At 58.3% G+C, this 13,747-nt stretch carries 15 protein-coding genes; 8 read left to right on the forward strand and 7 right to left on the reverse strand.

What is annotated here, in order from left to right; translation table 11 throughout:
* Together clpX and clpP are read right to left on the reverse strand one after the other, a co-directional pair.
* Positions 1-1,169: ATP-dependent Clp protease ATP-binding subunit ClpX (clpX, locus tag T18_RS03210; protein ID WP_323455176.1), on the reverse strand; the 1,169-nt coding region annotated here is incomplete at its 3' end.
* Positions 1,170-1,460: 291 nt separating this feature from the next.
* Complete coding sequence (gene clpP / locus T18_RS03215; protein WP_003496491.1) at positions 1,461-2,093, reverse strand: ATP-dependent Clp endopeptidase proteolytic subunit ClpP; 633 nt, start codon at positions 2,091-2,093, stop codon at positions 1,461-1,463.
* Between the two features lie 455 nt (positions 2,094-2,548).
* Here clpP and T18_RS03220 point away from each other — a divergent pair, with 455 nt between their 5' ends.
* The gene (locus T18_RS03220; protein WP_038490719.1) at positions 2,549-3,796 is read left to right on the forward strand and encodes a sensor domain-containing diguanylate cyclase; all 1,248 of its coding nucleotides are present in this window, start codon (positions 2,549-2,551) and stop codon (positions 3,794-3,796) included.
* Positions 3,797-3,881: 85 nt separating this feature from the next.
* Positions 3,882-5,135, forward strand: a complete 1,254-nt coding sequence (locus T18_RS03225; protein ID WP_038490716.1) for a cytochrome P450 — start codon at positions 3,882-3,884, stop codon at positions 5,133-5,135.
* A 58-nt stretch (positions 5,136-5,193) separates the two neighbouring features.
* On the opposite strand, the gene T18_RS03230 is transcribed toward T18_RS03225, so the two are convergent.
* The 4 genes from T18_RS03230 to T18_RS27105 form a co-directional block, all read right to left on the reverse strand.
* The gene (locus tag T18_RS03230) at positions 5,194-5,562 is read right to left on the reverse strand and encodes a cupin domain-containing protein (RefSeq protein WP_038490713.1); all 369 of its coding nucleotides are present in this window, start codon (positions 5,560-5,562) and stop codon (positions 5,194-5,196) included.
* A 15-nt stretch (positions 5,563-5,577) separates the two neighbouring features.
* The gene (locus T18_RS03235) at positions 5,578-6,861 is read right to left on the reverse strand and encodes an O-acetylhomoserine aminocarboxypropyltransferase (RefSeq protein WP_035198148.1); all 1,284 of its coding nucleotides are present in this window, start codon (positions 6,859-6,861) and stop codon (positions 5,578-5,580) included.
* 73 nt (positions 6,862-6,934) lie between these two features.
* Positions 6,935-7,369 (reverse strand): CoA-binding protein, encoded by a 435-nt coding sequence (locus T18_RS03240; RefSeq protein WP_025593243.1) that lies wholly within the window; start codon positions 7,367-7,369, stop codon positions 6,935-6,937.
* A gap of 498 nt (positions 7,370-7,867) precedes the next feature.
* Positions 7,868-8,014: a hypothetical protein gene (locus T18_RS27105; RefSeq protein ID WP_162163069.1), complete on the reverse strand. Its 147-nt coding sequence runs from the start codon at positions 8,012-8,014 to the stop codon at positions 7,868-7,870.
* A 239-nt stretch (positions 8,015-8,253) separates the two neighbouring features.
* Between T18_RS27105 and T18_RS03250 the strand changes: the two genes are divergently transcribed.
* The 6 genes from T18_RS03250 to T18_RS03275 all read left to right on the forward strand — a co-directional run bounded on the left by T18_RS03250 (position 8,254) and on the right by T18_RS03275 (position 13,219).
* Positions 8,254-9,090 (forward strand): EamA family transporter, encoded by an 837-nt coding sequence (locus T18_RS03250; RefSeq protein ID WP_025593242.1) that lies wholly within the window; start codon positions 8,254-8,256, stop codon positions 9,088-9,090.
* 249 nt (positions 9,091-9,339) lie between these two features.
* On the forward strand, positions 9,340-9,804 hold the full coding sequence (gene rplM, locus T18_RS03255; RefSeq protein ID WP_038490710.1) for a 50S ribosomal protein L13: 465 nt from the start codon (positions 9,340-9,342) through the stop codon (positions 9,802-9,804).
* 2 nt (positions 9,805-9,806) lie between these two features.
* Positions 9,807-10,274, forward strand: coding sequence for a 30S ribosomal protein S9 (gene rpsI, locus T18_RS03260; protein WP_003512631.1), 468 nt, complete (start codon positions 9,807-9,809; stop codon positions 10,272-10,274).
* Between the two features lie 131 nt (positions 10,275-10,405).
* A complete protein-coding gene (gene speB, locus T18_RS03265; RefSeq protein ID WP_003512629.1) occupies positions 10,406-11,359 on the forward strand; it encodes an agmatinase in 954 nt (317 codons plus the stop codon).
* A 71-nt stretch (positions 11,360-11,430) separates the two neighbouring features.
* The gene (gene argC, locus T18_RS03270) at positions 11,431-12,363 is read left to right on the forward strand and encodes an N-acetyl-gamma-glutamyl-phosphate reductase (RefSeq protein ID WP_019565461.1); all 933 of its coding nucleotides are present in this window, start codon (positions 11,431-11,433) and stop codon (positions 12,361-12,363) included.
* A 10-nt stretch (positions 12,364-12,373) separates the two neighbouring features.
* Positions 12,374-13,219: an aminoglycoside phosphotransferase family protein gene (locus T18_RS03275; RefSeq protein ID WP_038490707.1), complete on the forward strand. Its 846-nt coding sequence runs from the start codon at positions 12,374-12,376 to the stop codon at positions 13,217-13,219.
* 6 nt (positions 13,220-13,225) lie between these two features.
* Here T18_RS03275 and T18_RS27475 read toward each other — a convergent pair.
* On the reverse strand, positions 13,226-13,747 hold a 522-nt coding region (locus tag T18_RS27475), incomplete at its 5' end, for a COX15/CtaA family protein (protein WP_323455177.1).

Consider the following 13,747-nt stretch of genomic DNA (forward strand, 5'->3'; position numbering starts at 1 on the left):
AGCGTCGGCAGTTCGAACATGGTATCCAGAAGGATCTTTTCCATGATCGAGCGCAGACCGCGGGCACCCGTCTTGCGGGTAATCGCCCGGCGGGCAATCTCGCGCAACGCGTCCTCGTGGAAGGTCAGTTCCACATCTTCCATCTCGAACAGACGCTGGTACTGCTTGACCAGCGCGTTCTTCGGCTCGGACAGGATCTGGATCAGCGCATCCTCGTCAAGGTCCTCCAGCGTCGCCAGAACCGGCAGACGGCCGATGAATTCCGGAATAAGACCGAATTTCACCAGATCTTCCGGCTCCAGTTCGCGAAGCACCTCGCCAACGCGGCGATCGTCTTCCGCCTTGACGGTCGCACCGAAGCCAATCGAGGTCTTTTCGCCCCTGGCCGAGATGATCTTGTCCAGGCCGGCAAACGCGCCGCCGCAGATGAACAGGATGTTGGTCGTATCCACCTGCAGGAATTCCTGCTGCGGATGCTTGCGGCCGCCCTGCGGCGGAACGGAAGCGACCGTGCCTTCCATGATCTTCAGAAGCGCCTGCTGAACGCCCTCGCCCGACACGTCACGCGTGATCGACGGGTTGTCCGACTTGCGGGAAATCTTGTCGACTTCGTCGATATAGACGATGCCGCGCTGGGCGCGCTCGACATTGTAATCCGCAGCCTGCAACAGCTTCAGGATAATGTTTTCCACGTCCTCGCCGACATAACCGGCTTCGGTCAGCGTCGTTGCGTCCGCCATCGTGAAGGGAACGTCGATGATGCGGGCGAGCGTCTGGGCAAGATAGGTCTTGCCGCAACCCGTCGGACCGACGAGCATGATGTTCGACTTCGCAAGCTCGACATCGCCATTCTTGGAGGCGTGCGCAAGGCGCTTGTAATGGTTGTGAACGGCCACCGACAGGATCTTTTTCGCCTGCTTCTGGCCGATGACGTATTCGTCGAGGATCTTGATGATGTCCTGCGGGGTGGGAACACCCTCGCGCGACTTCACCATCGACGTCTTGTTCTCCTCGCGGATGATGTCCATGCACAATTCGACGCATTCATCGCAGATGAATACCGTCGGTCCGGCAATGAGTTTCCGGACTTCGTGCTGGCTCTTGCCGCAGAATGAACAATAGAGTGTATTCTTAGAGTCGCCGCCGTTGCTGCCGCTGACTTTGCTCATATCACTTTCCTTCCAGCACGCCGCAGGTCCGCCAAACGGATCGCGGTCAACTTACCGCCCGCCGATACGGCCGCCCTTGGGTGCATCGCCGTATCCGCCTCGTTTCCCGGGGTACTAACCGGTATCAGATACATGAGCTGACAACCGGCTGCAACGAATTCCCCATCAAACCAAAGGCCACGTCATAAAAATTCAACACAGCCTTTATATATACTAATATCGCTTTCTGTTGCGGTTGAAAGCCCCGAAATTACTTTGCGGGGTTAAACAACCGTCAAAAAGCGTCGCGCCTTAATTCGCGGCGGCGCCTTCCATTTCCTGGCGCGAGGTGAGGATCTTGTCGATCACACCCCAGTCCTTGGCCTCGTCGGCATCCATGAAGTGGTCGCGATCAAGGGTTTTTTCAACCTCTTCCAGCGTACGGCCGGTGTGCTTCACGTAGACTTCATTAAGGCGACGCTTCATTTTGATGATGTCGCGGGCGTGACGCTCGATATCCGAAGCCTGCCCCTGGAAGCCGCCGGAGGGCTGATGCACCATGATGCGGGCGTTCGGAGTTGCGAAACGCATTCCCTTTTCGCCAGCGGCCAGAAGCAGCGAGCCCATGGATGCGGCCTGGCCGACGCAAAGCGTCGAAACGGCAGGGCGGATGAACTGCATCGTATCGTAGATCGCCATGCCGGCGGTCACGACGCCACCCGGCGAATTGATGTAGAGCGCGATTTCCTTCTTCGGGTTTTCAGCCTCGAGGAAAAGCAGCTGCGCGCAGACGAGCGAGGCCATCTGGTCTTCCACCGGTCCGGTGAGGAAAATGATGCGTTCCTTGAGAAGACGGGAAAATATGTCATAGGAGCGTTCGCCGCGATTGGTCTGCTCTACGACCATCGGCACCAGAGCCATGGCGGTATCAACTGGATTTTTCATGTCCGTCCTTTGTCAAACTCTGCCCTTCGCGGAAAACCGCTCCGGAATCACTTCTAACCTTCGTTCTCCCTACATAGAGTGTCCCTGCCCGGTACTTCAAGACACGAAGCCGCATATCCTTAACGGCTCAACAGCGTTTACGGGCGTTTTCCACCCGCGGGGTAACGGCTATGGACAAGCCGATGCCAACCGGACCATTCTCTGTCGCCCGCATTATTTTTTAACAGGAGCAAACCGCAAACGCAAAAACCGGTGTGTTGCCCAGATATAACTTCTCACTGGCAAGAACTCGTTAGGTATTTGCGGCTGATACTACGCCCGCGAATTTCCGGTTTCCCGTCAGGGGTCGGGAGCCTCTTTTGAGGCGAAATGGCATCTCCACCAATTCGGCGGGCATTGCGCACATCGTGCCGCGAACCGCTTTTACGGCATGATAGCGCAGATAGGATTTTGCAATGCTGGATGCAAAGACGGGCATGCTGCTTTGGGCGTCGGAAACGCTGACCCTTGCCCTGCTGCTGGGAACCCTGTGGCTGCACCGCCCTGCCCGCCGGCACAATATCTATTTCGCCGCCGGTTTCGCCGCCACGAGCGCCGGCACGGTGATGGTGGCGCTGCGCGGCGATATTCCCAACTTCCTGTCGATCGAAGTCGGCAATACGCTTGCCCTTTCGGCCTTCAGTTTCTGGCTCGCCGGTCTCCTGTCCTTCGAACAGCGCAAGACCGCCGGCTGGATCGCCATTCCGCCGCTGTTATGGGTGGCGGGCATGCTGATCGGCCCCGTACGCGAAAACATGGTCCCGCGCATCCTGCTCTATCACATCTGTGCCGCCACCGGTTATTTCATGCTGGCCGGCATTCTTCTGGCCAGCAAGGCACGCGCGTCATTCAGCCGCAAGGTGCTGGCGGCCACCTTCATCGTGCAGGCATTTTGCGGGGCGCTCGTGGCGTCCATCGTCATTCCCGTCAACGCCGCCGCCCCCAACGCCATTCCGCTGACGGCAGCGCTCGCCTTTTCAGGCATTCTCGGCTTTACCATCATCGTCATGATGAGTGCCAAGATCATCATGGAAGACACGGAAACCCGCCTGCACCGGCTGGCCATGACCGACCACCTGACCGGCGTCCTCAACCGGCGAGGGCTGCTTGAAGAGTTCGAACACATCAAAAAAAGGTCGCCCGGCTCCAGCCGTTACGTGGCGCTGGCGCTGTTCGACATCGACCATTTCAAGAAGATCAACGACAAATACGGCCATCAGTCGGGAGACGCGGTGCTTGTGCATTTTTGCAATATGGCGCAGCGGATCATCGGTGAGCGCGGCCTGTTCGTCAGGATGGGCGGAGAAGAATTCGCGCTCGTCGCCGAAGTGGAAAGCCCCTCCAGCACCGTGACGCTTGCGGAAGCCATCCGCAGCAACCTGCGCCTTTCAAAGATCAGCGCACGCGGCGAAAACATCGAGGTCACGACCAGCGTCGGCATATCCGAAGCCATGATCAAGGATGCGGATCTGAGCGTAATGATGACGGAGGCCGACCGCGCGCTTTACGCGGCCAAGAAGGCCGGCCGCAACCGCACCGTGATCCACGTCAATTCAGCCAATGTTGTCGTCCCCTCTCCGGACCGGAACGAAAACCCGATGGACAACAATGCCAACCGGCAGGTTGCGGCGCTGAACCGGATAGCGGCCATCGCCAACCGGTGACAAAGTAACCACACAGTGACATGCGGATAAACACACGGAACGGCATTTTCACGCCCTTCCCAAAGTGCGGCGCGCGGAATAAACCATGGACATGACAGCGACATTTCCCTTTCTCAAAATCGATCCCGCCACGCGTCGTGTTTCACTCGATGCACGCAATCCGGCTTTCTACAACGACCCGAACCCGGTCTACGCTGCCCTGCATGCCCAATGTCCCACTTTCTATTGGGAAGAGCAGCGGCAGTGGTTTTTCACCGAATACGACCATGTCAGCGCCCTCCTGCGCGACCGCCGGTTCGGACGGCAGATCCTGCATGTTGCGAGCCGCGAGGAGATCGGTCTGGCAGAGCCGCTCGAGCATGTGAAGCATTTCGACGCCGCAGAGCAGCACTCGCTTCTGGAGCTGGAGCCGCCGGAACACACACGGCTGCGCACCCTCATCAACCGCGCTTTCGTTTCGCGGCATGTCGACAAGATGAAGCCGGAAATAGAGGAACTCGCCAACCGGCTGATCGACGCCTTTGAAGGAAACGGCAAGACGGAGCTGCTTTCCTCCTATGCCGACATCATCCCCGTCACGATGATCGCGCGCATGATCGGCATTCCCGAGGAAATGGGGCCGCAGCTTCTAAAATGGTCACATGCCTATGTCGGCATGTACATGTTCAAGCGCACGCCCGAGGACGAGCTTCTGGCCGACAGGGCCGCACATGAGTTTTCAGACTATGTGCGCAGTGTGATCGCGGAGCGCCGGGCGGAGCCGAAAGACGATCTGCTGAGCCACATGATCCATACGGAGCACAAGGGCCAGTATCTGACCGACGACGAGCTGATCTCGACCACCATCGTTCTGTTGAACGCCGGGCACGAGGCGACGGTGCACCAGATCGGCAATTCCGTGCGCATCATTCTGGAAAGCGGCATTGCGCCTGACACACTTTTCCACGACGAGACGGCAACGGAACGCACGGTGGAAGAAACGCTGCGTATCTGCGCGCCCGTCCATATTTTCCAGCGCTGGGTTCTGGAGCCGGTCGAGATCGATGGCGTGGAATTCAAACGCGGCGACAAGGTCAGCCTCATTCTGGCGGCCGCCAATCTCGATCCGGCCAAGTTTTCCGATCCCCTGGCATTCAGGCCGGACCGAAACGAAGGCGCCAACGTCTCCTTCGGCGCCGGCATCCATTTCTGCATTGGCGCGCCGCTGGCAAGACTGGAGCTGAACCTAGCCTTGCCTCTGCTTTTCAAGCGACTGCCGGGCCTGAAGATTGCCGAGCCACCCAGGGTCAAGGACGTCTATCACTTCCATGGTCTGGAACGGCTCGATCTCAGCTGGTGACAGCCACGCCGGGAACAACCTTTATCCCGGCGATGGACCAATAGAAATCATCCGGCCCCTACAACCGGATGACATAATCCTTGCGGGTCGTTTCGACGACCTCCCAGGTTCCCTTGAAGCCCGGCCGCAGGACCAGCCTGTCGCCCGGTTTCAGATCGCGCGGGGATCCGCCATCCTCCGTCAGGATCGAGTGACCCTCGAGGATGTTGAAATATTCCCATTCGTCATAGACCACCCGCCATTTGCCGGGTGTCGACTGCCAGATGCCGGCATAGATGCCACCGGGCGCTTCCTCCAGATTCCACGTGGTGAATTTGGGGTCGCCGGAAATCAGCCTTTCCGGTGCGGGTGCACTGTGCTCCACCTCCGCCTCGACATCACCGGCCGTAGCGGTTCGTGTATCTTCGAATGCGAGAAAATTCGTCATGACGACCCCGGTCTCTCAGAGCTTCGCAAGCGATTGTTCGAGATCGGCGATGATGTCCTTGACATCCTCGATGCCGATCGAGAGGCGCACCACATCCGGTCCGGCACCCGCCGCCGTCTGCTGTTCCGGTGTCAGCTGCGCATGTGTCGTGGAAGCCGGGTGGATGACGAGAGAGCGTGTATCGCCGATATTGGCGAGATGGGAGAAGAGTTGCAGACCTTCCACCAGCGCCTTGCCGGCGGCATAACCGCCCTTGATGCCGAAGGTGAAGACGGAACCAGCGCCCTTTGGCGAATAATGCTGCTGGATTGCGTAGTTGTCGCTGTCCTCCAGCCCGGCATAATGTACCCAGCCGACCTTGGGGTGCGCCTTCAGCCATTTGGCGACGGCCAGCGCATTGTCGGAGTGGCGCTGAACGCGCAGCGGCAGGGTCTCTATGCCTGTGAGGATGAGGAAGGCATTGAAGGGTGAGATCGCAGGGCCGAGATCGCGTAAGCCAAGAACGCGGCAGGCAATCGCGAAGGCGAAATTGCCGAAGGTCTGGTGCAGCACGACGCCGGAATATTCTGGGCGGGGCTGCGACAGCGACGGATATTTATCCGTGGCCGACCAGTCGAAAGTGCCGCCATCGACGATGATGCCACCCATGGAATTGCCATGGCCGCCGAGGAATTTCGTCAACGAATGCAATACGATATCCGCGCCATGTTCCAGCGGCCGCAACAGATAGGGGCTTGCCATGGTGTTATCGACGATGAGCGGCAGGCCGTGACGATGGGCGACATCTGCAATCGCGGCGATATCCACGAATGTGCCGCCCGGGTTGGCGAGGCTTTCGATGAAGATGGCGCGTGTGCGGTCGTCGATCTGCCGTTCGAAACTGGCCGGATCAGCCGCATCGGCCCAGCGCACCTGCCAGTCGAAACCCTTGAAGGCGTGGCCGAACTGGTTGATGGAGCCGCCATAAAGCTGGCGTGCCGCGACGAAATTGTCGCCGTGTTGCAGCAATGTGTGGAAGACCAGCAATTGCGCGGCGTGACCGGATGCAACGGCAAGTGCCGCCGTGCCGCCTTCAAGCGCTGCGACACGCTCCTCCAGAACCGCCTGGGTTGGGTTCATGATGCGCGTGTAGATATTGCCGAACTCTTTTAATCCGAACAGCGCGGCTGCGTGATCGGCGTCACGGAAGGCATAGGCCGTTGTCTGGTAGATCGGCGTCGCGCGCGCACCGGTGGTCGGATCGGGCTGTGCGCCCGCGTGCACGGCCAACGTTGAGAACCCGGGATTGCTGCTCGGCATGATGTTTCCTCCAATGATATTTTGGAGGGATCATAATGCCTTGCCGCCAAATGATAAGTCCAATCCGTACCAACTATCGCACAATATTGAGACGCGGATACTCAATTGCGGGGCAACGGTCCATCACCACGTTCATGCCATAGGCCTCGGCCTTGGCCGCCGCATTGTCGTCTCTGACCGAAAGCTGGCCCCAGATCACCGATGGCCGCTGCGGCAGCAATATCGCCTCTTCGACAATTGCCGACAAATATTCCGGCGCCCGGAACACATCGACCATATCAACGGGTTCGGGAATGTCGGCAAGCCGCGCATACACCTTCTGCCCCAATATCTCCTTGCCCGCCTGACCGGGATTGACCGGAAACACGCGGTAACCCTTGGACAGCAGAAAGCGCATGACGCCGTGGCTCGGCCGATCCGGATTGGGAGAGGCGCCAAGCAGGGCGATGGTCCTGACATCCGTCAGAATTTTTCTGAGGTAATCCGGTTCATAGGTATCATGCTGCATGTCAACTTTTCCCTCTGCCATATCGCGCGGTTCAAGGACCTCATGCGCCGGCTCGACGCTCAATGGCCCAGCGAGAATTGCCTCTCCCGCATAAATCCGCGGACGAGCTTTTCGCACCGCTTTTTTGCGGCCGCTTTCCTAAATCTAGGAACCCTCATCCTTCTCTTGAACCCCTGCCCGAATGAAAATATTGAACAAGCCGGGCTCGTGGTGTCACGAAAGTACACCTAGTTTCGCGCAAAATGATTTCACAAAAACACCTTAAGCGGCGTTGTGCTGAGTATTTTTATCCAGTTTTTCAAAAGCATACATTTCGATGAATATTTGCTGAAACAACATTTGCGTGCATCTTATGCGCCCTTCGTCTCCTGTTTGTTTTCATTCCGTTCACCGATGCATTAGGCGTATCTAATTTTCAGAAAGTTATTCTGTAAATCAAGTTATAGGTAAAACTGTAACGTTGTAGCGAACCATTCAGTAATGAATTGAAACTTCTTTTCATTTTGAGCCTGCATGTGCTCGCTTGATTGATACAGTTTTATCTTCTGGATATGGGCAATTTTGAGCAGGAATAATCGCCGCAATCGGTCGCATTTTTGCGAAAAACACGTTCCACAGCAAAACCATAAGCTGTGCATCCGGCATCGGCGCGTATGTCCTGCTGATGAAATCGTGAGCACGGCCGCATATCGCCTCTCGCACAGTTACCCACTCCATCCCGCAACACGCACAAACCCGAAACTTGACACGCGTCATAATCCGCAAAGAAGCAACCGCTTACGACAGGAGGATTTGCTTCTCCCATAGCCACCACGGAAAATGGATTCCGGTTTTCAAGCCGATGCTGTAGGTTGCCTGGAATAGCCCATGAGCGAGTCTCTATCGTGACATTTGACATTCTAATTCTGGTGCTTCTGGGCGCGATATTGCATGCCGGATGGAATGCGCTGGTAAAATCCGGATCCGACAAGTCGCTGGACGCCTCGCTGATCGCGGCGGGCGCCGCAGCTTGTTCTTTACCCTTCCTGCCCTTCCTGCCGTTTCCTGCGCCGGTAGCCATTCCCTTTCTCATCGCCTCGGCCGTTCTGCAATTTGCCTATTTCCGGCTAGTCGCCGCCGCCTATACGATCGGCGATATTGGCCTCGTCTATCCCGTCATGCGAGGCGTGGCGCCGCTGATCGTCGCAGCGACGAGCAGCCTTTTTCTCAGCGAGATTTTAAGCCCGCTTGCGCTTGCCGGGATTGCCATCATTTCCGGCGGCATCCTGACGCTTGCCTTCGAGGCGCGGCGCGGCGGCGGAAAGGCGATCATTGTCGCGCTCATCAACGCCTTCGTGATTGCCTCCTACACCTTCGTTGATGGTGTCGGCGCAAGGCTTTCCGGCAATGCGATTTCCTATACGCTGTGGATGTCGCTTCTGCCGCCCGTCCTCCTCTTCGGTTTCGCCTTTTACCAGCGCGGCGTAAGCGCCGTTACGCACCATGTGCGGCGAAACTGGTGGCGCGGCCTGATCGGCGGCGGCGGCTCCATCCTCTCCTACGGGCTGGCGCTCTACGCCATGACCAAGGCCCCCGTCGCCGTCGTCGCGGCGCTGCGCGAAACCTCAATTCTGTTTGCGCTGGTGATCTCCGTCGTCATCCTCAAAGAACGCGCCAGCGTCTGGCGTTATCTCGCTGGCGGCATCATCGCAGCGGGTGTTCTGGTCATGCGGCTGGGATGAAACAGGCAAATCTATGGGGTAAAATAATACCACATAAACAAACCATTGTTTTTATTGATTTATTTTTACAGTCAGCAAAATCCGTCATATTGACGCTTCATCCAGCACACCGTATAAGCGCGCCAGATCGGATTCCAAAGGGAATATGGTCATTTGCGGTCGCCTTCGGGTGACCAAACCAAGCAACAAGAAACGCCCGTATGCTCTTACTTAAAGAGGATGACGGGTCCACGTTAGAAAGTGAAATCCATGTCTACTTTCGTTCAGAAGCCTGCTGAGGTGGAGAAGAAGTGGGTCATCATCGACGCCGAAGGCCTCGTTGTTGGTCGCCTCGCCACCATCATTGCAACCCGCCTGCGCGGCAAGCACAAGGCCACCTACACCCCCCACGTCGATGATGGCGACAACGTCATCGTCATCAACGCGGAAAAGATTGCCTTCACCGGCAACAAGTACTCCGACAAGAAGTACTACTGGCACACCGGTCACCCGGGTGGCATCAAGGAGCGTACGGCTCGCCAGATCATCGAAGGTCGCTTCCCGGAGCGCGTCGTTGAAAAGGCCGTCGAGCGCATGATCCCGCGCGGCCCGCTCGGCCGTCGTCAGATGAAGAACCTGCGCGTTTACGCCGGCTCGAACCACCCGCACGAAGCACAGCAGCCCGTCGTTCTCGACGTAGCCGTGCTCAACAAGAAGAACGTAAGGAGCGCCTGATAATGGCCGATCTTTCCTCTCTGAAAGACCTCGCCCCTGCATCGGAAGCTTCTGCTCCCGTGCACGTCCGCAAGGTTGACACTCTCGGCCGCTCCTACGCGACCGGCAAGCGCAAGAACGCCGTTGCCCGCGTATGGGTAAAGCCGGGTTCTGGCAAGATCATCATCAACGGCCGCGATTTCACCACGTATTTCGCACGTCCGGTTCTGCAGATGATCCTTCAGCAGCCGATCGTTGCCGTTGCACGCACGGGCCAGTTCGACATCATCGCTACCGTTGCCGGTGGTGGTCTGTCCGGTCAGGCCGGTGCCGTTCGTCACGGTCTGTCCAAGGCCCTCACCTACTTCGAACCGGGCCTGCGCGCCGTTCTGAAGAAGGGTGGCTTCCTGACCCGCGACAGCCGCGTTGTCGAACGTAAGAAGTACGGTAAGGCCAAGGCCCGCCGTTCGTTCCAGTTCTCCAAGCGCTAATCGCTTCCCGGAACCGTTCGTTCAAAACTTCGAAAAGGCGGGGCTTCGGCTCCGCCTTTTTTCATTGCCATCCTCCTTGTTTTTTCGGCGAGAAGACAGCACCCTCAGCGCAAACCGCAATGGGGTGATCAATGCCATCAAAAACCATCGACCATGCCTTCACCGCAGCAACGCTGACATCGGCTGCGACCGACCCGACCCATGCGGGCGTCCTCTCCTTCATGCGGCGCAAATATACCAAGATCCTCAAGGGCGTATCGACGGCCGTCTGGGGTGTCCCCTTCGATGCGGCGACATCCAACCGGCCGGGTGCACGCTTCGGGCCGCAGGCGATCCGCCGCGCCTCCGCGATTTTCGACAACGACCCGCAATATCCCTTCGCCCGCGATCTTTTCGCCCATATGCCGACCATCGATTATGGCGACTGCCTGCTCGACTACGGCAATCACTGGAAAACGCCTGATACGATCGAAAAGGAAGCGCGCAAGATCATCTCCAAGACGGATTATCTGCTGACGCTTGGCGGCGACCATTTCATCACCTGGCCGCTGCTGAAGGCGCATGTGGCAAAGCACGGCCCGCTGGCGCTGGTGCATTTCGATGCGCATCAGGATACCTGGTTCGACGACGGCAAACGCATTGACCATGGTTCCTTCGTGGCACGCGCCGTGCGCGATGGTCTGATCGATGCCGATCGTTCCATCCAGATCGGCATTCGCACCCATGCGCCTGAGGATTTCGGCATCCGCATTCTCCACGGTTACGAGGTGGAGGAGATGCGGGCGAGCGATATCGCCTCGCTGATCATCAAGCACACGGCAGGCATGCCCACTTATCTGACCTTCGATATCGATTGCCTCGATCCAGCCTTTGCGCCCGGAACCGGTACGCCTGTGGCCGGTGGGCCGACAAGCGCCAAGATATTGTCCGTCCTTCGCGGACTCGGCCAGCTCGATATTCGCGGCTCCGATGTGGTGGAGGTCGCGCCCGCTTACGACCATGCTGATATCACTGCCATTGCCGGAGCGACCGTTGCAATGTATATGCTTGGCCTGCGCGCCGAACGGCTGGCGAAGGCCGGCTGAACCGACGCCCGGGCGCTTAGCAAACTGAATCCGATTACACTCGCAACCCTCTGAAAAGTCAGGACAAGGACATGACAGCGAAGATCTTCATCGATGGCGAACACGGCACAACGGGTCTGCAGATCCGCACGCGCCTTGCTGGTCGCCGCGATATCGAGTTGCTGTCCATTCCCGAAGCCGAGCGCCGCAACGCCGCTATCCGCGAGGACATGCTCAACAACGCCGACATTTCGATTCTCTGCCTGCCGGATGATGCTTCCAGAGAAGCTGTCACCATGGTGGCAGGCAACAACAATGTCCGCATCATCGACACCTCGACCGCCTATCGTATTCATAAGGACTGGGCTTACGGTTTTGCCGAAATGGACAAGGAACAGGGCGAAAAGGTTCGTTCCGCCCGCTTCGTCGCCAATCCGGGCTGCTACCCGACCGGCGCGATCGGCCTTCTGCGTCCGTTGCGCGCCGCCGGCATTCTGCCCGATGGTTATCCCGTCAGCGTCAACGCCGTGTCCGGATATACCGGCGGCGGCAAGCAGATGATCGCGCAGATGGAAGATCAGAGCAGGGACGATGCGATCAGTGCCAACAACTTCCTCTATGGCCTGACGCTTGCACACAAGCACGTGCCGGAAATGACCATTCACGGCCAGCTGGACCGCGCGCCGCTGTTTGCACCCTCCGTCGGGCGCTTCCCGCAGGGCATGATCGTGCAGGTTCCGCTGTTTGCCGCCGACCTCAAGGACGGCGCGACCATCGAGACCGTGCATGCCGCGCTCACCGCCCATTATGCCGGACAGGACATCGTCAGCGTCGTTCCACTTGCCGAAAGCAAGGGGCTGTCCCGCATCGATGCCGAGGAACTGGCGGGCAAGGACACGATGAAGCTGTTCGTCTTCGGCACGCCGGGCGGCGAACACATTAATCTCGTCGCGCTGCTCGACAATCTCGGCAAGGGCGCATCGGGTGCGGCTGTCCAGAACATGGAGCTGATGCTCTCGGCATGAGGCTTTCTACGTGAGCCGAGCTATCCCCCTTTTTCCGGCCTCGTGGAATATCGAGGCCGCAAAACAGATTGCCGATACGCCGGCCGGGATGGTTTACGAAGTCAGACTTGGCAATGGTTCCCTTGCCATCGCCAAGGTACTTAAACACAAGGTTCTGAAAGACAGCCTTCGCGGGGCGGATTTCATCGAATGGCGGGCAGGTGTCGGCTGCGTGAAGCTGCTCGATCGCTCCTACGACATATTGCTCATGGAACATGCCGGCAATGAGACATTGCGCGACGTGCTTTTCCGCGACGGCGACGATGATGCCACGACCACAATCGCCGCCGATGTTCTCCTTCACTATCACCAGCCTTCAACGCAGACGCCACCAGCAAGCCTGCTGACGCTGCCGCAATATTTCGAAAGTCTGTTCCGTAAAGCCGAGCACGATCGCAGCGAAGGCACCGACAGCCCCTATATCGAAGCCGCTTCGCTTGCCGAGGAGCTTATCGGACACCAAAGCAATATTCGACCGCTGCACGGCGATCTGCATCACGAAAACATCATGCGCAGTGCGCGTGGCTGGATCATCATCGACCCGGCAGGCCTGATCGGCGATGAAGCACTCGACGTCGCCAACATGTTCTCCAATCCACTCGACCGCTTCGATCTGACACGCAGCGAGGCACGCATCGCCTCCATGGCGTCGATTTTTGCGAAAGCGCTCAAACGGGACGAACGGGTGCTTCTGCAATATGCCTTCGCCTACGGCTGCCTTTCGGCAGCATGGCACGAGGAAGATGGCAACACGCGCGAACGCGACGACGAAATGGCTGTCGCGACAACCATCAAGTCTGTCCTGAAGCAATTTTAAGGGTTTTCAGTCCCTGATCTCAACCGCGACAGGTGCCGGGTATTCGCCTAGGAAGCCGCGCCAATGGGCGACTGCAAAACCAAGCACAATCAGCGCCATGCCCTGATGGGCGAGCGCCACATGAATATCCACATGCATCAGAAGCGTGGTAATGCCGAGCGCCGCCTGAATGGAGATCAACACGAAGAACAGTACGGCGCGGCGGGCATGCGGCGTGCCGGGCAAGGCGCGAGCCAATGACACCATATGCCACAGCGTGGCGGCAAACAGCGTATAGGCGCCGAGGCGGTGGACGAACTGCACCGTCTTCGGGTTTTCGAACAAGTTGATCCACCAGGGCTGTTGCAGGAAAAGATCGCCGGGCACCAGGGAGCCGTCCATCAGCGGCCACGTGTTGTAGGACAGGCCGGCATTCAGCCCCGCCACCAGCGCGCCGAGATAAATCTGGAACAGACAGAGGAAGGTCAGCAGCGCGGCAAAACGGCGGCCGGTCGTTTCATTGGCAGCATCGGCCGAATGGTGCGACAG

Source organism: Rhizobium sp. TBD182 (genome assembly GCF_001950375.1).
Lineage (GTDB): Bacteria > Pseudomonadota > Alphaproteobacteria > Rhizobiales > Rhizobiaceae > Agrobacterium > Agrobacterium tumefaciens.

What these genes read in the sequence shown, in the direction of transcription:
- clpP (WP_003496491.1), bottom strand. Translation starts at nt 2,093, where the DNA reads ATGAAAAATCCAGTTGATACCGCCATGGCTCTGGTGCCGATGGTCGTA.
- T18_RS03220 (WP_038490719.1), top strand. Translation starts at nt 2,549, where the DNA reads ATGCTGGATGCAAAGACGGGCATGCTGCTTTGGGCGTCGGAAACGCTG.
- T18_RS03225 (WP_038490716.1), top strand. Translation starts at nt 3,882, where the DNA reads ATGGACATGACAGCGACATTTCCCTTTCTCAAAATCGATCCCGCCACG.
- T18_RS03230 (WP_038490713.1), bottom strand. Translation starts at nt 5,562, where the DNA reads ATGACGAATTTTCTCGCATTCGAAGATACACGAACCGCTACGGCCGGT.
- T18_RS03235 (WP_035198148.1), bottom strand. Translation starts at nt 6,861, where the DNA reads ATGCCGAGCAGCAATCCCGGGTTCTCAACGTTGGCCGTGCACGCGGGC.
- T18_RS03240 (WP_025593243.1), bottom strand. Translation starts at nt 7,369, where the DNA reads ATGCAGCATGATACCTATGAACCGGATTACCTCAGAAAAATTCTGACG.
- T18_RS27105 (WP_162163069.1), bottom strand. Translation starts at nt 8,014, where the DNA reads ATGCCGGATGCACAGCTTATGGTTTTGCTGTGGAACGTGTTTTTCGCA.
- rplM (WP_038490710.1), top strand. Translation starts at nt 9,340, where the DNA reads ATGTCTACTTTCGTTCAGAAGCCTGCTGAGGTGGAGAAGAAGTGGGTC.
- rpsI (WP_003512631.1), top strand. Translation starts at nt 9,807, where the DNA reads ATGGCCGATCTTTCCTCTCTGAAAGACCTCGCCCCTGCATCGGAAGCT.
- speB (WP_003512629.1), top strand. Translation starts at nt 10,406, where the DNA reads ATGCCATCAAAAACCATCGACCATGCCTTCACCGCAGCAACGCTGACA.
- argC (WP_019565461.1), top strand. Translation starts at nt 11,431, where the DNA reads ATGACAGCGAAGATCTTCATCGATGGCGAACACGGCACAACGGGTCTG.